This window comes from Paenimyroides marinum, from assembly GCF_900108395.1.
GTDB classification, from domain to species: domain Bacteria; phylum Bacteroidota; class Bacteroidia; order Flavobacteriales; family Flavobacteriaceae; genus Flavobacterium; species Flavobacterium marinum.
Genome location: NZ_FNXE01000012.1, coordinates 12,820 through 29,799, shown reverse-complemented (window position 1 = coordinate 29,799; position 16,980 = coordinate 12,820). Strand labels below are relative to the sequence as shown.

Below are 16,980 nucleotides of genomic sequence, written 5' to 3'. Positions count from 1 at the left end.
ATATGGCAAGTACTGCAGACATTAGAAACGGTTTATGTATTAAATATAATAACGATATTTTTAAAATAGTTGAATTTTTACACGTAAAACCAGGTAAAGGACCTGCTTTCGTTAGAACAAAAATGAAAAGTTTAACTACCGGAAAAACGTTAGATAACACTTTTTCAGCAGGTCATAAAATTGATGTTGTTCGTGTAGAAACACACACATTTCAGTATTTATATAACGAAGGAAACGATTTCCACTTTATGAATACCGAAACTTTTGAACAAATTACGTTAGATAAAAACATTTTAGATGCTCCTGATTTATTAAAAGAAGGCACCAATGTAATGGTTCAGATCAATACAGAAACAGAATCGCCATTGTCTGTAGATATGCCGGCATCTGTAATTTTAGAAGTAACTTATACAGAGCCTGGTGTAAAAGGTAATACGGCAACAAATGCAACAAAACCTGCAACCGTAGAAACAGGTGCACAAGTAAATGTACCTTTGTTTATTAACGAAGGCGATAAAATTAAAATCGACACGGCTTCAGGTAGCTATGTGGAAAGAATTAAAGAGTAATTTTTAAATGAGATTTCCTAAAACCTATCGTTTAGAAAATATTGCAGAAATAATTGGGTGTTCCTTTGTTGGTACTCCCGATTTTCCTGTTTTAGGAATGAACGAAATCCACGTGGTACAACCGGGCGAAATTGTTTTTGTGGATCACCCAAAGTATTATGACAAAGCATTAAATTCAAATGCATCAATTATATTGATTAATAAAGATGTGGAATGCCCCGATGGAAAAGCTTTGTTGATTTCTGATGATCCTTTCCGCGATTTTAATAAATTGTCAACTTATTTTCGTCCGTTTCAAGCATCATCAACAGCTATTTCAGAAACAGCCGAAATAGGCGAGGGAACTGTTATTCAACCCAATGCTTTTGTTGGAAACCACGTAAAAATAGGCAAAAACTGCATCATTTATCCCAATGTGGTGCTTAACGATTACACGACCATTGGCGACAATGTAACCATTCATGCAGGTACTGTTTTAGGTGCCGATGCGTTTTATTATAAGAAAAGACCCGGATTTTTTGATCCGTTGATTTCATGCGGTTCGGTGGTTATTGAAGACAATGTAACTTTGGGAGCATTGTGTACCATTGATCGCGGTGTTACAGGCGAAACCCGCATTAAGCAAGGAACAAAAATTGATAATCAGGTACATATCGGGCACGATACCGTAATTGGCGAAATGTGCTTAATTGCTGCTCAATGTGGCATTGCAGGTTGTGTAGTTATAGAAGATAACGTAACTTTATGGGGACAAGTGGGAACCACAAGTGGAATTACCATTGGTAAAAACGCAGTGGTTTTAGCTAAATCCGGAGTTTCTAAAAATCTGTTAAACGATAAAATCTATTTTGGTGCACCGGCAGAAGAAGCTCGTGAGTATTACAAACACGTTGCAAAAGTTAAAAACTTAGTAAAATAAATAATGGATAGTGATGCTTTACAGTTGGTAAAAAAGTTTTATGAATCGGCAGGAATATTAAGTAAAACGTATTGTTTAGAAGTTTTTCACGACGATATTCAGTTGGAATGGTACAGTTCTAAAGGACATTTGTTTTTAGAACATGCTGACCTTTTGGCGCTTTCAAAAGATTTAAAACACTCTTATTTTGATTTGCGTGCACAGATTCATGACATTATGAGTGCCAATGACAAAGTAATGATTCGCTATACGTATTATGTGAGAACATTTGAAAATACTGAAGAAGAAATAGTTTTAGCAACTTTTTTTGCCGTTTGGGAAATAAAAGACGGTAAGCTTTATAAAGGTACTCAAATGAGTCAATTGCCGAATTAATGAAAAATTAAACCAAAAAATTTTAATATTGTTCAGTAACCCTTATTTTTGTAAAATAATTAAAAAAAAGATAATTTAAAATAAATCATGAGTGTATTAGTAAACAAAGATTCTAAAATAATAGTTCAAGGCTTTACAGGAAGTGAAGGAACGTTCCACGCCTCGCAAATGATCGAATATGGTACCAACGTTGTAGGTGGTGTTACTCCGGGTAAAGGAGGAACAATGCATTTAGATCGACCTGTATTTAACACCGTACAAGATGCTGTTGAAAAAGCGGGTGCAGACACCTCTATTATTTTCGTACCGCCTGCATTTGCTGCCGATGCGATTATGGAAGCTGCCCAGGCAGGTATTAAAGTAATCATTTGTATTACTGAAGGTATTCCGGTAGCCGATATGGTTAAGGCATACGACTATGTAAAAAACACAGAAAACTGTCGTTTGGTTGGTCCAAACTGTCCGGGTGTAATTACTCCGGGTGAAGCTAAAGTGGGTATCATGCCAGGTTTCGTTTTCAAAAAAGGAACAGTTGGTATCGTTTCTAAATCAGGAACGTTAACGTACGAAGCTGCTGATCAGGTGGTAAAACAAGGTTTAGGTATTACAACAGCTATTGGTATTGGTGGGGATCCAATTATTGGAACAACAACTAAAGAAGCAGTTGAATTGTTAATGAACGATCCGGAAACAGAAGCAATCATTATGATTGGTGAGATCGGCGGACAGTTAGAAGCTGATGCGGCTCGTTGGATCAAAGAAAACGGAAACAAGAAACCGGTTATCGGATTCATTGCAGGTGAAACAGCTCCTAAAGGTCGTACAATGGGGCATGCAGGTGCAATTGTTGGTGGTGCGGACGATACAGCAGAAGCTAAAAAACGCATCATGAGAGAAAGCGGGATCCACGTAGTTGATTCTCCGGCAGAAATCGGTAAAAAAGTAAAAGAAGTTTTAGGATAATTTCTTTTTGATAAAATAGTATATTTAAAAAGATGAGTATTTTTTTTAATACTCATCTTTTTTTAATATTCGGTTTTTATAACTCAATTGATTTACTCCATTTTGTAATGTTCAATAAATTCTACAGTTTTCGCAATCAATTCATCAAGTTTGTCTTTTGAAATGTTGTTAAATCCGTGATCGCCTTTTTTTACCTTGACAAACGTATTTTCGATATGATTTTGATCTAATGCCTTTTTTAATTTTTTAGATTCTTTAAAAGGAACAACAAAATCTTTTGTTCCATGCATAATAAGCGTGGGAACGGCATCTTCAGTAACAAATTCCATAGGGGAATATGCTTTTGCAATTTCTATTGCTTTTTTCTTATCCGTTTTAATGTCGTAAGAAGTCATTGCAATAATCAGTTTTTCTCTTATATTATACAATTGTGGTAAAAAGCATTTGTAAACCAATTTGGTAAAAGGACTTGCTTTGGTTTTGAGAACTTTATTTAAATCTGTAGGTCCAAAATTATTTACGATATAATTTACTTTGGAGGAATAAGCTTGTAATTCTTGATTCCCTATTGCAAAATCATCATTGGTATAACCAATTAATAAAGAAAGATGTGCCCCGGCAGAACCTCCCCACAGTCCAATGTTTTCCGTGTCAAAGTTGTAATCTTCTGCATGTGCATGCATCCATCGTACCGCATCTTTACAGTCAATTACAGGGGCAGGAAGATGTGTTTTTTTATCAACTAAACGATAATTAATACTTGCAACAGCATAACCACGTGTTCTCAATGTATCTCTCAAAGCCCGCATATAATATATAGAATCATGATTTTTATCACCCTGAGCCCAGGCACCACCGTGAATAAAAACAACTACCGGGTTTTTCTTAAATAATTGGTTTTCGGGCAAATAAAGGTCTAATTTGATAGAGTCGCTTTCCGGCGTAATTTTATAGGTAATGTCTTTTATAACAGTTTGTTGTGCAAAAAAAACTGTGGTTAAAAACAAAAAAAACACTAATAAAACGGGTTTGATAATTTTCATAAGCGGTATTTAATAAAAATATTTAGATGTGCATAAAACTTTTTGTTATATGTATTTTTAAGACATAATTTCTTATATCCTTTACAAGTTTTTGAAACCTGTGAAGACTTTTAATTTTTTAATTATCAATTTTCATATAATGAGAATCAATAAAATTTTCTTTACCTCCAAATAGCTCCAACACTTCTTTTCTTTTAAGTTTTGTTGATTTATTAGAAATCAGAGCATTGAAAGAAGAATGAAAATATCCTTGAAAATCCTCAGAAAATCTGTGTTTTATAGGATTTAGATGAATGTATACTATATTCTGCATTAAATATTTTTCGTCGGTAATCCTTTTTCTTTTATATCGTTCTTTAAAGAGACTACCTTCACGATTATATTTTTTGTTTATAGCTTTAGTATAAGTATTGAATAAATTTGAAAACGGTAAATGCAACTTCTCATCCGGAACAGTTAAATCATCTTTTATTTTAAGCAAAATGTGAAAATGATTTTTCAAAAGACAGTAGGCATATATATCTGAAACAGGTAGTAAATACTTAGAAACAAGATTTAGAAAGTAAACATAATTATCTTCTTCTAGAAATAAGTTTTCTTTGTTATTTCCTCTGTTATAGATATGATAGAAATAGCCTTTTTCTAGAAAATCTTGTTTTTCCATTCGGTTGTATTTTTTAGCCTTAAGTTTTCAAGAATTAGATTTTTATTCAGACCTCACAGGTTTCAAAAACCTGTGAGGTCTAGACATACTAAACAAGTAAAGAAACTTTTTGCTGTGTTATTGCTTAAAATTGAGCGAGTTTATCATCGCTTTTTTTGTTATTAATCTCTTCAGTATACTTTTTTAAAGAGTTTAACATTGTTTTCCAAGCAATTATTGTATGTTTGTATTCTCGCTTATTTATAAAGTTACTACCTTCTAAATTAACATTCACAATATTGTTTTTATTAGACAGTTTAAATGAAACTAAAATTGGATTTAATGAATTATGTTTATAATATTCATAAGACAAACATTTATTTGTTTCAAATGTTTTAATTAAAGCTTTATCACAATTTTTATTATTATCAACATAGAATTCTATAATACTGTCAATTGCCCAATTATCACATTTAATACTTAGTTTTGTGAAACATTCTGCAAATAATTTTTCGTTTGTTAAGACCCCCCAAATAACTTCACAGTTCGATTTTATAGAAATATTTAGTCGGACAATATTCATCTCTACAGATATTTATCTCTTCACCGCCTTTGGTACCAACAAACTATAATCACCATTGTTACGGATAAAATCACGTACGATACTTGAACTGATAAATGAGGTATCAACAGCCGTTAACAAGAAAACCGTTTCAATACCCGAAACCAATCGGTTGGCATGTGCAATGGCTTTTTCAAACTCAAAATCGGCTGGGTTGCGCAAACCTCTTAATAAAAAATCGGCATTTTTTTCTTTACAAAAATCAATGGTTAAACCCATATAATTTTCAACCTTAACTTTAGGCTCGTTTGCAAAAGTTTCGTTTATAAAACGCATACGTTCTTCAAGACTGAACATGTATTTTTTATCGGCATTGGTACCAATGGCAATAATAATTTCATCAAATAAAGGCAATGCTCTGGTAATTACATCTACATGCCCGTTGGTTATCGGATCAAACGAACCGGGAAAAACTGCTTTTTTCATTAAAAATGGCTACGGTTTAAAGCTAATTCAATAGCGTTGTCAAACAATTCGTTTAGCGAAATTCCGGCTTCGCGCGCTTGCTGTGGTAAAATGCTTTCGGCTGTTAATCCTGGAACGGTATTCATTTCTAATAAAAACGGTTCACCGCCAACCAAAATAAATTCTGAACGGGAAAAGCCGTCCATTTTTAAAATGGTGTAAATGCGTTTGGCAACATCTTCAATTTTTAGTTTTTCGTCTTCTGAAATTCTTGCCGGAGTAATTTCCCTTGATTTCCCTTCATATTTGGCTTCGTAATCAAAAAAATCGTTTTCAGAAACAATTTCAGTCATTGGCAGCACAATGGTTTCATCTTTATATTTTATCACGCCCACAGAAACTTCGGTTCCCTCCAAATAACTTTCAATAATGATTTCATCGTCTTCTGCATACGCTTTTTCAATGGCGGTTGAAAGCTCTTCAGCATCTTTTACCATCGAAATTCCGAAACTCGAACCTGATTTGTTGGGTTTCACAAAACAAGGCAAGCCTACACGCTGAATAATCTGATCTTCTAAAATAACATCGCCTTTGTTTAAATAATACGAAATGGCAGCTTTTATGCCGTAAGGTTTTAAAACCGACAGCATATCACGCTTATTAAATGTTAATGCCGATTGGTAGTAATTACATGAGGTTTGTGGAATATTCAGCAGTTTTAAATATGCCTGAATCAATCCATCTTCGCCCGGTGTTCCGTGAATGGCGTTAAAAACCACATCGAAAGTTATTTTTTCGTTGTTTACCGTTACCGAAAAATCGTTTTTGTCAACAACAAAACGGTTCAGGTGATCGTCAACATAAAACCAGCCTTCTGTTAAAAGATGTATTTTGTATAGGTTATATTTGGTTCTATCTAAATGATTATAAACAACTTCACCGCTTTTTAAGGATATTTCATATTCGCTGGAATATCCTCCCATAATAATTGCTACATTTTTCATTTAATAATGTATTTTTATAGTTTATTTTTGTCAGATGTATTTATCTTAAACAAATTTATAAAAATACATGTAACATAATTGATAACTTTGCTAAAATAAATAACTCTATGGGTTTTACAACATTTATAAAAAGTAAGCAGTTTATATTTTCATTAATAGGTGCAGTGGTAATCATTGGTTTGCTGGTGTTTGGCAGCTTGCAGTTTTTAAGTATTTACACGCGGCACGGAAAAGAAATTAAAGTCCCTGATTTAAAAAAAATGAAGGTTGAAAGTGCTATGAATGCCGTTGCCGGAAATGGTTTTGAAATTGTAATTATTGATACGGTTGATTACAATCCTGATTTTCCGTCATTGACGATTTCCGAGCAGGATCCAAAGGCTGATGCCGGAGTAAAAGAAGGACGTAAAATATATGTAAAGATTAATGCAAAAGGATATTCATCAGTGCGTTTGCCTAATTTAGACGGACGAACATTACGCCATGCCACATCTATTATTGAATCGTTAGGTCTGGTAAAAGGCGAAACAAAATACGAACCTGATTTTGCCAAAGATGTGGTCTTGCGTATTGAACAAGACGGACGTATTTTACGTGCGGGAGACAAAGTGCTTAAAAACTCAAAAATCAATTTTATTTTGGGCGATGGTATGTTGGGATACAAACCGGAAATAGATTCCTTAGGTGAAATGTATGAAGATGTTGCCCCTAAAATCGATTCAATTTTTTAATGAATGACAGAAGATAACAATTTAATAGAAGACGAATTATACGAACATTACCGTTTTGAAGCCGGTAAAGGACAGGCACCTTTGCGGGTAGATAAGTTTTTAATGAATCTGGTGGAAAACGCCACCCGCAATAAAATTCAGAAAGCAGCTGAAAATGGTAACATTTTTGTAAACGATACCCCTGTAAAATCCAATCACAAAGTAAAAGCAAATGATGTGGTTCGTGTTTTAATGGAACAACCACCTTTTGAAAATATCATTATTCCTGAAAATATTCCGTTGGATATTGTTTATGAAGACGATGAGTTGCTGGTGGTTAATAAACCTGCCGGATTAGTGGTACACCCCGGACATGGAAATTACACGGGAACTTTGGTAAACGCACTGGCGTATCATTTTGAAAATTTACCCTTAAACAGTTCAGAACGACCAGGATTGGTGCACAGAATTGATAAAGATACCACAGGATTATTGGTTATTGCCAAAACCGAATGGACAATGAGTGAACTGCAAAAACAGTTTGCTGAAAAATCTACCGAACGTGAATACATTGCTTTGGTTTGGGGCAATGTGGAAGAAGATGAAGGTACCATTGAAAGTTACATTGGTCGACATAAAGTTGATCGTATGCAAATGGCATCGTTTCCCGATGATTCAAACGGAGCAAAATATGCTGTTACCCATTATAAAGTGATTGAGAGTTTGGGATATGTAACCTTGGTTTCGTGCAGATTAGAAACGGGTAGAACACACCAAATTCGCGTGCACATGAAAGCAATCGGGCATACGTTGTTTAACGATGAACGATACGGAGGCGACAAAATTTTAAAAGGAACCACTTTTACAAAATACAAACAGTTTGTAGAAAACACGTTTAAAGTATTGCCCAGACAAGCATTACACGCCAAAACATTGGGTTTTATGCATCCGGTAAAAAAAGAATTTATGCGTTTTGAAACCGAATTGCCAAACGATATGGTGCAATGTATCGAACGTTGGAGAAATTATTCTAACAGCCATGAAGTTGTTGAGGAAGAAGATTAAAAGGTAAATTATGAGAATAATTGAATTAAAAAATAAAAATAATTCTGAAGATATTAAATTGAACCAGATTTACAATCAGTTTAATGCACTTTTAAAAGAGTTGAGAAAGAGAAAATTACCAGATTCAATCGTTCAATCGATCAATAAAGAGGTTGAAGAATTAAATTCAAGTACTTTGATAGGCACAGATTTAAGAAAATTAATCAAAACAAAGCAAACTGCAATTATAAGATTAGTTGAAAAAGAATTAAAAATAGTTCCTAAAAACTATTACAGAACACTGTGGTTAGCACTTGGCATGACTGCCGTTGGCATACCATTAGGCGTTCTTTTCGGAGTCGTTGTAAAAATACCGGGATTGTTTGCATTAGGGATACCGGTTGGTTTAGCAATTGGCGTAACAGTTGGTACACTTATGGATAAAAAAGCATTGGACGAAAACAGGCAGCTAAACGTGGAGATTAAATATTAATCAGGTTTTAAAAAATAATTTATGTTAGTATTTGTAGGCAGTAACTCATCAAAATCAATCAACAAGCAGTTAACCAAGGCTGTTTTAAAGGAATTGGACATAACGCATACGTTTGTTGATTTAAAAGCGTTGGATATTCCGTTGTTCAGCGAAGATTTAGAGCGTGAAATAAAATCGCCCGAAGGCATTGTTTATTTAAAAGAACAAATTGATTCTTTTGAGCATATTTTTATTACCACAAATGAGCACAACCAAAATTTATCAGCCTTCCTTAAGAATATTTTAGATTGGCTTTCCAGAATGGAATTGAAGTTTTTAGAAAATAAAAAAATCTTTATTTTAAGTACCTCTAACGGAAAACGTGGTGCTTTAGGAGCTAACGAAAGTTTGCAGAAATTGGTAGAACGTTTCGGTTGTACCGTATTTGAAAGCTATGCTTTCTCATCTTTTTCTGAAAATTTTGATACAGAAAACCAACAAATTACCAACAAAGATTTTTTAACCACAATCCAGAATAAGTTAAACATCATTTTAAAAAGCTAATGCAACGCTTTTCAAAAATCTATCGGGTTAATAATATACCACATGTTAAAAAACAAATGCTTCAATGGGCACAACAGTTCCGAGAAGTTGTTTTTTTAGAATCAAACAGTTATCAAAGCCAGTACAGTACACATGAAACTGTAATGGCTTTTGATGCTTTTACCTTGTTGCAAACCGATTATTTTAACGCGTTCGATCAATTAAAAGAATATCAAAACCAAACAAACGACTGGTTTTTTGGCTATCTGAGTTATGATTTAAAAAACGATATTGAAAAATTACAGTCTGATAATTTTGATGGATTGCATTTCCCCGATTTATTCTTTTTTCAGCCTAAAAAGATCATTTTTATTGAAAAAGATACCATTCGTTTTGAATATTTAGGTATTTGCAGCGATGAAATTCAGGGAGATTACCAAGCTATTCAAAATACGGATGTAACGAAGCATCAATCTAAAGAAAAAATAAAAATAAAGGATCGGATTTCATTTGAGGCATACACTACCGGATTTCAAAAAGTTATCAGCCATATTCAACGGGGCGATATTTACGAAGCTAATTATTGTATGGAATTCTTTGCAGAAAAAGCCCTTTTGAATCCAAAGGAAGTTTTTTGGAAACTTAATGAAATTTCTGAACCGCCTTTTGCCTGTTTTGGTAAATTCAACCGGCAGTATATCATGTGTGCATCGCCCGAACGCTATCTAAAAAAGCAAGGAACTAAAATTATTTCGCAACCTATAAAAGGAACGGCAAAAAGAGGAGCAACCTTTGAAGAAGATGAATTGTTGAAACAGGAATTGCGACAAAACCCTAAAGAACAGTCTGAAAACGTGATGATTGTAGATTTGGTTCGTAACGATTTGTCTAAAACGGCTGTTAAAGCATCAGTTCAGGTTGAGGAATTGTTTGGCATTTATACGTTTAAACAAGTACATCAAATGATTTCTACAGTGATTTCGCAAGTTGATGAAAACCAAAATCCGGTCGATATCATTCAATCAACATTCCCCATGGGCAGTATGACGGGAGCTCCAAAACTTTCGGCAATGCAGATTATCGAAAATGTAGAACAAACAAAGCGTGGATTGTATAGTGGCGCTGTTGGCTATTTTACGCCTGCTAACGATTTTGATTTTAATGTGGTTATTCGTAGTATTTTGTATAATGAAGATAATAAATATGCATCTTTCAGTGTAGGCAGTGCAGTAACGATTAATGCCAATGCAACTGATGAATATAATGAATGTTTACTGAAAGCCAATGCCATGAAAAAAGTTTTAGAACAATGTTAGATCGATTTAAAACACATATTGAGCAAAATTTTAACGAGCTCTTTAGCGGAAAAACGTTAGTGGCTGTAAGCGGAGGGGTTGACAGCATGGTGCTTTTACATTTGTTTAAAATGTTGCAATTGAATTTTGCAGTGGCACATTGTAATTTTCAGTTGCGTGATAAAGAAAGCGATTTAGACGAAATTTTGGTTACAGATTTTTGTCAGCAGCACAACATTCCATTTTTTGTGAAAAAGTTTGATACGTTGTTATATACCGAAAATCAAAAAGTTTCTATTCAAATTGCAGCTCGCGAATTGCGTTACAACTGGTTTCAGGAAATTTGCGACAATTTTGATTATCAGTTGGTTGCTACGGCACATCATTTAGACGATCAGGCAGAAACGTTTTTAATCAATTTTACACGCGGAACCGGAATCGACGGTTTATTGGGAATCCCCCAAAAAAACGAAAACATCATTAGACCACTGTTGATTTTTTCAAGAGAAGAAATCTTAGAATTTGCTCAAAAACAGCATGTTATTTGGCGAGAAGATGCGTCAAATACAACTATAAAGTACCTGCGTAATAAAATCCGTCATTTGATACTTCCTGTTTTAAAACAAGAAAATGAACAGTTTTTAAAGTCTTTTCAAAACACGCTTTTAAATTTATCGCACGCTCAATTATTAATGACTGATGCCGTTGCTTTTTTTGAAAAAGAATGTGTAAAAAAAACAGTAAATCATTTAGAAATTCATCTGGATAAAGCACGTCATTTTTCTAATTATACCCATTATTTATTAGAGATTTTTAAAAGCTACGGTTTTTATTCTCTCAATGAAATAGAAAAAATTTGTAGTGCGGGTTCGGGGAAAGTGTTAAAAAATAATCAATATACGGTTCTTAATGACCGTGATAAATTAATAATATTTAAAGAAAATAAAACAGAAAATGATGTTTTTTACATAAAACATGAATCTGATGTAGAAAATATTCCTTTTTTTATCAATATTTCTAAAATTAACAGTGATCGTATTAAATCAGAAAAAAACACTATTTTCGTCAATCCTAATTTTTTACAATGGCCTTTGGTGTTGCGAAAGAGAATTTCAGGCGATGTTTTTCAACCGTTTGGAATGAAGGGAATAAAAAAAGTATCAAAGTTTTTTAAAGATGAAAAATTATCTCAAATTCAGAAAGATAATACCTGGATTTTGGTAAATGGAGACGGAAAAATAATATGGATTGTGGGTTTGCGAGCCGATAATCGTTTTAAAATAACAAATAATAACAATCAAAAAATCTATAAAATAACAGTAACCCAATGAGAAATATACTCACAGTACTGGTTCTTTTAGTAACCGGTTTAGGATTTTCGCAAGTACAAGATCCGGTAAAGTGGAAATCGAGTATCGAAAAAATTTCAGATACAGAATATCAGTTAAAATTAGATGCTACCATAGAAAGCGAATGGCATATGTATTCGCAGTTTACGCCTGAAGGGGGACCACTTCCGTTAGAGTTTATTTATAACAATGCAGAAGGAAATTACGAACCACAAGATAAAGCCACAGAAAGCGAGTATAAAAAGCAATTCAACGATATTTTCGAAGTTGATGAATATTATTTTGCCAAAGAAGCTCATTTTACACACAACATAAAAATTACCAACCCTGAGGTAAAAACAATTCAGTTAGAGCTTTCATATCAAGCGTGTATTGATATGTGTATTCAGCAAAATAAATTTTTTGTGTTTGATTTAGAAACACTAACGTCAAAGGAAGTTCAAAATTTTGAAGATATTGCAGTAACACCCACACCAAATGATTCGTTAGCTAAAACCAAACCCCTTGCAGAAAATATAAAAATTGATAAATCAGAAAAAAAGGGATTATGGTCAATTTTCATCATTGCATTTTTTTCCGGTTTTGCAGCGTTGTTGACTCCATGTGTTTTTCCAATGATTCCCATGACGGTAAGTTTCTTTACCAAACAAAGCAAATCACGTGCTAAAGGAATCAAAAATGCCATTATTTATGGTTTGTCCATTATTATCATATATGTATTATTAGGATTAATAGTTACTAAAATTTTTGGAGCAGATGCGCTAAATGCTTTATCTACAAACGTTTGGTTCAATATAATTTTCTTTGTTATTTTAGTTGTTTTTGCTTCATCTTTTTTAGGAGCATTTGAAATTATGCTGCCAAATTCGTGGGCAAATAAAGTTGATAAACAGGCAGACCGTGGAGGTTTTGTAGGGATTTTCTTTATGGCATTGGCATTGGCAATTGTATCGTTTTCGTGTACGGGACCCATTGTTGGAACATTGCTAGTAGAAGCAGCCTCGAAAGGCGGAATGGCACCTTTAATTGGAATGTTTGGTTTTTCATTAGCTTTGGCATTACCGTTTATGTTATTTGCCATGTTTCCTGGCTGGTTAAATTCAATGCCGCGGTCAGGAGGGTGGATGAATACCGTAAAAGTTTCTTTAGGGTTTTTAGAATTGGCATTAGCATTTAAATTTTTATCGAATGCCGATTTGGTATTGCAAAAACATTGGTTAGAACGCGAAGTATTTTTAGCCATTTGGATAGCTGTATTTGCTGCTTGGGCGATTTATTTATTTGGAAAAATCCAGTTACCACACGATTCTAAAATCGAAAAAATATCTGTCGGACGTTTGTTTATGGCATTGTTAGTGTCAACTTTCACTATTTATTTAGTTCCTGGATTATGGGGTGCGCCATTAAAATTAATTTCGGGGTTCCCACCCCCAATGACGTATTCTGAAAGTCCGTATGGTGTAGGCGGAGGCAACTCTGGAGCGGGCGTTTTAACCGAAATTCCAGATGGTGCCAAAGAGGGACCTCACGGAATAGTAGCCTTTTTAGATTATGAAAAAGGAATGGCCTATGCCAAGGAACACAACAAGCCGGTTTTACTTGATTTTACTGGATTTGCGTGTGTAAATTGCCGCAAAATGGAAGAACATGTTTGGTCTGAAACCAATGTGTTAAATCTTTTGAAAAACGAAATGGTTTTAATATCTTTATACGTTGACGAAAAGAAAGAATTGCCTGAAAATGAGCAATATATTTCTGAAACAACAGGTAAAAAAATTAAAACGGTAGGGAATAAGTGGAGCGATTTTCAGATTGAAAAATATCAGGCAAATGCACAACCTTATTATATTGTATTGGATAACGAAGGAAATTCATTAAATACACCTGTTGGTTATACACCCGAAGTTACGGAATATCAAAACTGGTTAGAAGAAGGAATTAAAAATTATTCAAAATAAATTAAATATGAAAAAATTAATTATCGCAGCGACTTTGATTTTTGCAGTTCAAGCAAACGCACAAATTAAAACACCTCAGGCAAGTTTAAAAGCAGAAATAGAGCAAGCAGTAGGTTTAACTACTATTGATGTAGAATATTTTCGTCCGGCTAAAAAAGGGCGTTTGGTTTTTGGTGATTTGGTTCCTTACGGAAAAGTTTGGAGAACTGGTGCAAACGAAAACACCACTGTAGATATTGATACCGATATTGAAATCAACGGTCAAAATTTAGCTGCGGGTAAATATGCGTTATATACCATTCCAAAAGCGGAAATGTGGGACGTTATTTTTTACAAAACCACAGATAACTGGGGATTGCCTAAAACATGGAACGAAAGCGACGTGGTTTTAAAAACATCGGTTAAACCAGAAGCATTGACAAAAGATGTAGAGTATTTTACCATTGATGTTACACCAAAGAATAATAACGAAGGAACCTTAAATATTTCCTGGGAAAAAACAATTGTTCACGTTCCGTTTAATGTACCAACTCACAAAATTGCAATGGAAAGTATCAATGCCAATATCAACGAAAATGCAAAAGCAAGCGATTATTACGCTGCCGGAACCTATCTTTTCTCTGTAAATCAGGAGATGAATAAAGCGTTAGAATACGTCAACAAAGCAATTGATATGCAAGAAGGTGAAGCACCTTTTTATATGTTGCGTCAAAAATCATTGATACAGGCAGCAACCGGTGATAAAAAAGGAGCTGTTGAAACGGCTGAAAAATCATTAAAAGCCGCTGAAAAGGCTGGTAATGACGATTACATTAAAATGAACAGAAATTCTATTTTAGAATGGAGTAAATCATAAACAGCCTGTTAAATAAATTATTTAATCCCGATTTAGCTTTTCAGCTCTTTCGGGATTTTCTTTTAAAAATAAGTTTTTTTAAACTCTGAAACCTCAGTATATTTGCATTTTAACAACACATTTATTATGTTAACAGAATTAAACGCTATTTCGCCAATCGACGGACGATATAGATCAAAAACAGCTCCATTAGCAGATTATTTTTCAGAAGAAGCTTTAATAAAATACCGCGTTTTAGTAGAGATCGAATATTTTATTGCTTTGTGCCAATTGCCATTGCCGCAGGTTGCAAATGTATCTAAAGATTTGTTTTCTGAATTGCGAAAAATATATAACGATTTTTCTACCGAAGATGCCCTGTGGATTAAAAACACCGAGAAAACTACAAATCACGATGTAAAAGCTGTTGAATATTTTATTAAACATAAATTTGATCAGTTAGGATTACAAGAATATAAAGAATTCATCCATTTTGGATTAACCTCGCAAGACATCAACAACACGGCAATTCCTTTGTCAACAAAACACGCGTTTGAAAAAGTGTATATGCCAACGTTTATCCGGTTGATAAATAAATTAAAAGAGCTAAGTATTGAATGGAAAGATATTCCAATGCTGGCACGCACGCACGGTCAACCGGCTTCGCCAACCCGTTTAGGAAAAGAAATCTTGGTTTTTGTTGTGCGTTTAGAAGAACAATTGCGTTTGCTGAATAACATTCCGTTTGCAGCTAAATTTGGTGGTGCAACAGGAAATTTCAACGCACACAAAGTAGCATATCCGCAGAATGACTGGCAAGCTTTCGGAGAAAATTTTGTAGAAGGAGTTTTAGGGTTGAAACATTCGTTCCCAACCACACAAATTGAACATTACGACCATTTTGCTGCTTTTTGCGATGCCTTAAAACGCATCAATAATATCATTATTGATTTAGACCGCGATATCTGGACGTATGTTTCCATGGAATATTTCAAACAAAAAATCAAAGCAGGTGAGGTGGGGTCATCTGCCATGCCACACAAAGTAAACCCTATTGATTTTGAAAATTCAGAAGGAAATTTAGGGATTGCAAATGCTGTTTTTGAACATTTATCGGCAAAATTACCAATTTCTCGTTTACAACGTGATTTAACCGATAGTACCGTTTTACGTAATGTAGGCGTACCGTTTGGTCATACCGTTATCGCTTTTGAAGCTACATTAAAAGGATTGAACAAATTATTGTTAAACGAAGCAAAATTTGCACAGGATTTAGAAAATAACTGGGCTGTGGTAGCAGAAGCAATTCAGACCATTTTACGCCGTGAAGCATATCCAAATCCTTATGAAGCATTGAAAGATTTAACCCGTACCAACGATGTAATCAATCAAAAATCAATTCACGCGTTTATTGATACCTTAAATGTTTCGGTTGAGGTTCAAAACGAATTAAAACAAATTACCCCAAGTAATTATTTAGGGGTTTCCATGTAGTTTTTAATAATATGAAATTCAATTAATTAAAACAAAAATCGAACGCCAACGTTCGATTTTTGTTTTTGAAAATAATTTTTGGCACGATTAATGAATAGAACATTAATGTAAATGAAATACTAATATTTTTAAAACCATATATTATGAAAAAGATAGCATTACTTTTAACAACATTCATAGGATTAACAGCATTACAAAGTTGTACAATTGATGAATACTATGAAGATTATTATGATGGATATTCTCAAGTTTTTGAAATAACAGATGATATTGATTATCCTGAAGATAATTATACAAATTCCGCTACATGGGATTTTAAACCACCAATTTATGATAGCGATAATGTGTTGGTTTACAGATGGAATGGAAATTCTTGGTCTTTACTGCCTACAGCATACGGATTAAGTTCTACGGGTGAGCAAATTTCTTATGACTATGATTTTACAAGATATGATGTAAAAGTATATGTTACAACAAATTTTCCAATAGAACAGTTAACCAATGCGGAGTATAACAGCTTTATTAGAAATCAAACATTAAGAGTTGTAGTAGTACCTGGTGGTTTTGCACAAAAAATAAATTATAGTGATTACAATGCCACTATTTCTGCCTTAGGATTAGAAAATGCCCCTGTAAAAACACTGCAATTGAAAAAATAGGTAATATTTTTTTTAAAACACCCCCCCCTAAATTTTAGGGGGTGTTTTTATTTTGTATTTATTTTTTTTTCTAATTTT

19 protein-coding genes are annotated in these 16,980 nt (G+C 33.8%); 14 read left to right on the top strand and 5 right to left on the bottom strand.

What is annotated here, in order from left to right; translation table 11 throughout:
* Positions 1-2 precede the first annotated feature (2 nt).
* The 4 genes from efp (at position 3) to sucD (ending at position 2,826) form a co-directional block, all read left to right on the top strand.
* A complete protein-coding gene (gene efp, locus BLW20_RS05645; RefSeq protein WP_091097262.1) occupies positions 3-569 on the top strand; it encodes an elongation factor P in 567 nt (188 codons plus the stop codon).
* A gap of 7 nt (positions 570-576) precedes the next feature.
* Entirely contained in the window at positions 577-1,488 is a 912-nt protein-coding gene (locus BLW20_RS05640; protein ID WP_091097260.1) for a UDP-3-O-(3-hydroxymyristoyl)glucosamine N-acyltransferase, read from the top strand.
* Positions 1,489-1,491: 3 nt separating this feature from the next.
* Positions 1,492-1,863 carry a nuclear transport factor 2 family protein gene (locus tag BLW20_RS05635; RefSeq protein ID WP_091097257.1) on the top strand — a complete coding sequence of 124 codons (372 nt, stop codon included), beginning with the start codon at positions 1,492-1,494 and terminating at the stop codon, positions 1,861-1,863.
* An 87-nt stretch (positions 1,864-1,950) separates the two neighbouring features.
* Complete coding sequence (gene sucD, locus BLW20_RS05630) at positions 1,951-2,826, top strand: succinate--CoA ligase subunit alpha (protein ID WP_091097255.1); 876 nt, start codon at positions 1,951-1,953, stop codon at positions 2,824-2,826.
* A 92-nt stretch (positions 2,827-2,918) separates the two neighbouring features.
* Here sucD and BLW20_RS05625 read toward each other — a convergent pair whose 3' ends face one another.
* From BLW20_RS05625 to BLW20_RS05605, 5 genes are all read right to left on the bottom strand, one after another.
* The gene (locus BLW20_RS05625) at positions 2,919-3,869 is read right to left on the bottom strand and encodes an alpha/beta hydrolase (protein ID WP_091097253.1); all 951 of its coding nucleotides are present in this window, start codon (positions 3,867-3,869) and stop codon (positions 2,919-2,921) included.
* A 118-nt stretch (positions 3,870-3,987) separates the two neighbouring features.
* On the bottom strand, positions 3,988-4,533 hold the full coding sequence (locus BLW20_RS05620; protein ID WP_091097251.1) for a transposase: 546 nt from the start codon (positions 4,531-4,533) through the stop codon (positions 3,988-3,990).
* Between the two features lie 124 nt (positions 4,534-4,657).
* Entirely contained in the window at positions 4,658-5,095 is a 438-nt protein-coding gene (locus tag BLW20_RS05615; RefSeq protein WP_091097249.1) for a hypothetical protein, read from the bottom strand.
* Positions 5,096-5,107: 12 nt separating this feature from the next.
* Positions 5,108-5,560, bottom strand: a complete 453-nt coding sequence (coaD, locus tag BLW20_RS05610; protein ID WP_091097247.1) for a pantetheine-phosphate adenylyltransferase — start codon at positions 5,558-5,560, stop codon at positions 5,108-5,110.
* Complete coding sequence (locus tag BLW20_RS05605) at positions 5,560-6,543, bottom strand: D-alanine--D-alanine ligase (RefSeq protein WP_091097245.1); 984 nt, start codon at positions 6,541-6,543, stop codon at positions 5,560-5,562. Before BLW20_RS05605 ends, coaD begins: the two co-directional genes overlap by 1 nt.
* A gap of 107 nt (positions 6,544-6,650) precedes the next feature.
* On the opposite strand from BLW20_RS05605, the gene BLW20_RS05600 reads away from it, so the two are divergent.
* From BLW20_RS05600 to BLW20_RS05555, 10 genes are all read left to right on the top strand, one after another.
* Positions 6,651-7,274: a PASTA domain-containing protein gene (locus BLW20_RS05600; RefSeq protein WP_091097244.1), complete on the top strand. Its 624-nt coding sequence runs from the start codon at positions 6,651-6,653 to the stop codon at positions 7,272-7,274.
* A 3-nt stretch (positions 7,275-7,277) separates the two neighbouring features.
* Positions 7,278-8,318: an RluA family pseudouridine synthase gene (locus tag BLW20_RS05595; RefSeq protein WP_091097242.1), complete on the top strand. Its 1,041-nt coding sequence runs from the start codon at positions 7,278-7,280 to the stop codon at positions 8,316-8,318.
* Between the two features lie 10 nt (positions 8,319-8,328).
* The gene (locus tag BLW20_RS05590) at positions 8,329-8,790 is read left to right on the top strand and encodes a hypothetical protein (RefSeq protein ID WP_177165037.1); all 462 of its coding nucleotides are present in this window, start codon (positions 8,329-8,331) and stop codon (positions 8,788-8,790) included.
* A gap of 21 nt (positions 8,791-8,811) precedes the next feature.
* Positions 8,812-9,333, top strand: coding sequence for an NADPH-dependent FMN reductase (locus BLW20_RS05585; protein ID WP_091097240.1), 522 nt, complete (start codon positions 8,812-8,814; stop codon positions 9,331-9,333).
* Entirely contained in the window at positions 9,333-10,628 is a 1,296-nt protein-coding gene (locus tag BLW20_RS05580) for an anthranilate synthase component I family protein (protein WP_091097238.1), read from the top strand. The genes BLW20_RS05585 and BLW20_RS05580 overlap by 1 nt, the downstream gene beginning before the upstream one ends.
* The gene (gene tilS, locus BLW20_RS05575; protein ID WP_177165036.1) at positions 10,622-11,938 is read left to right on the top strand and encodes a tRNA lysidine(34) synthetase TilS; all 1,317 of its coding nucleotides are present in this window, start codon (positions 10,622-10,624) and stop codon (positions 11,936-11,938) included. The genes BLW20_RS05580 and tilS overlap by 7 nt, the downstream gene beginning before the upstream one ends.
* Positions 11,935-13,914: a protein-disulfide reductase DsbD family protein gene (locus BLW20_RS05570; protein ID WP_091097234.1), complete on the top strand. Its 1,980-nt coding sequence runs from the start codon at positions 11,935-11,937 to the stop codon at positions 13,912-13,914. The genes tilS and BLW20_RS05570 overlap by 4 nt, the downstream gene beginning before the upstream one ends.
* Positions 13,915-13,921: 7 nt before the next feature.
* On the top strand, positions 13,922-14,770 hold the full coding sequence (locus tag BLW20_RS05565) for a DUF2911 domain-containing protein (RefSeq protein WP_091097232.1): 849 nt from the start codon (positions 13,922-13,924) through the stop codon (positions 14,768-14,770).
* A 126-nt stretch (positions 14,771-14,896) separates the two neighbouring features.
* The gene (gene purB, locus BLW20_RS05560) at positions 14,897-16,243 is read left to right on the top strand and encodes an adenylosuccinate lyase (RefSeq protein ID WP_091097230.1); all 1,347 of its coding nucleotides are present in this window, start codon (positions 14,897-14,899) and stop codon (positions 16,241-16,243) included.
* Between the two features lie 143 nt (positions 16,244-16,386).
* Positions 16,387-16,902, top strand: coding sequence for a hypothetical protein (locus tag BLW20_RS05555; protein WP_091097227.1), 516 nt, complete (start codon positions 16,387-16,389; stop codon positions 16,900-16,902).
* Positions 16,903-16,980: the final 78 nt, after the last annotated feature.

Bases quoted from the DNA above. Each gene is read 5' to 3' on its own strand.
- BLW20_RS05590 (WP_177165037.1), top strand. From the start codon at position 8,329: ATGAGAATAATTGAATTAAAAAATAAAAATAATTCTGAAGATATTAAA.
- coaD (WP_091097247.1), bottom strand. From the start codon at position 5,560: ATGAAAAAAGCAGTTTTTCCCGGTTCGTTTGATCCGATAACCAACGGG.
- BLW20_RS05635 (WP_091097257.1), top strand. From the start codon at position 1,492: ATGGATAGTGATGCTTTACAGTTGGTAAAAAAGTTTTATGAATCGGCA.
- BLW20_RS05585 (WP_091097240.1), top strand. From the start codon at position 8,812: ATGTTAGTATTTGTAGGCAGTAACTCATCAAAATCAATCAACAAGCAG.
- BLW20_RS05570 (WP_091097234.1), top strand. From the start codon at position 11,935: ATGAGAAATATACTCACAGTACTGGTTCTTTTAGTAACCGGTTTAGGA.
- BLW20_RS05600 (WP_091097244.1), top strand. From the start codon at position 6,651: ATGGGTTTTACAACATTTATAAAAAGTAAGCAGTTTATATTTTCATTA.
- purB (WP_091097230.1), top strand. From the start codon at position 14,897: ATGTTAACAGAATTAAACGCTATTTCGCCAATCGACGGACGATATAGA.
- BLW20_RS05620 (WP_091097251.1), bottom strand. From the start codon at position 4,533: ATGGAAAAACAAGATTTTCTAGAAAAAGGCTATTTCTATCATATCTAT.
- BLW20_RS05565 (WP_091097232.1), top strand. From the start codon at position 13,922: ATGAAAAAATTAATTATCGCAGCGACTTTGATTTTTGCAGTTCAAGCA.
- BLW20_RS05555 (WP_091097227.1), top strand. From the start codon at position 16,387: ATGAAAAAGATAGCATTACTTTTAACAACATTCATAGGATTAACAGCA.
- BLW20_RS05595 (WP_091097242.1), top strand. From the start codon at position 7,278: ATGACAGAAGATAACAATTTAATAGAAGACGAATTATACGAACATTAC.
- efp (WP_091097262.1), top strand. From the start codon at position 3: ATGGCAAGTACTGCAGACATTAGAAACGGTTTATGTATTAAATATAAT.
- sucD (WP_091097255.1), top strand. From the start codon at position 1,951: ATGAGTGTATTAGTAAACAAAGATTCTAAAATAATAGTTCAAGGCTTT.
- BLW20_RS05625 (WP_091097253.1), bottom strand. From the start codon at position 3,869: ATGAAAATTATCAAACCCGTTTTATTAGTGTTTTTTTTGTTTTTAACC.
- BLW20_RS05615 (WP_091097249.1), bottom strand. From the start codon at position 5,095: ATGAATATTGTCCGACTAAATATTTCTATAAAATCGAACTGTGAAGTT.
- BLW20_RS05640 (WP_091097260.1), top strand. From the start codon at position 577: ATGAGATTTCCTAAAACCTATCGTTTAGAAAATATTGCAGAAATAATT.
- BLW20_RS05605 (WP_091097245.1), bottom strand. From the start codon at position 6,543: ATGAAAAATGTAGCAATTATTATGGGAGGATATTCCAGCGAATATGAA.
- BLW20_RS05580 (WP_091097238.1), top strand. From the start codon at position 9,333: ATGCAACGCTTTTCAAAAATCTATCGGGTTAATAATATACCACATGTT.
- tilS (WP_177165036.1), top strand. From the start codon at position 10,622: ATGTTAGATCGATTTAAAACACATATTGAGCAAAATTTTAACGAGCTC.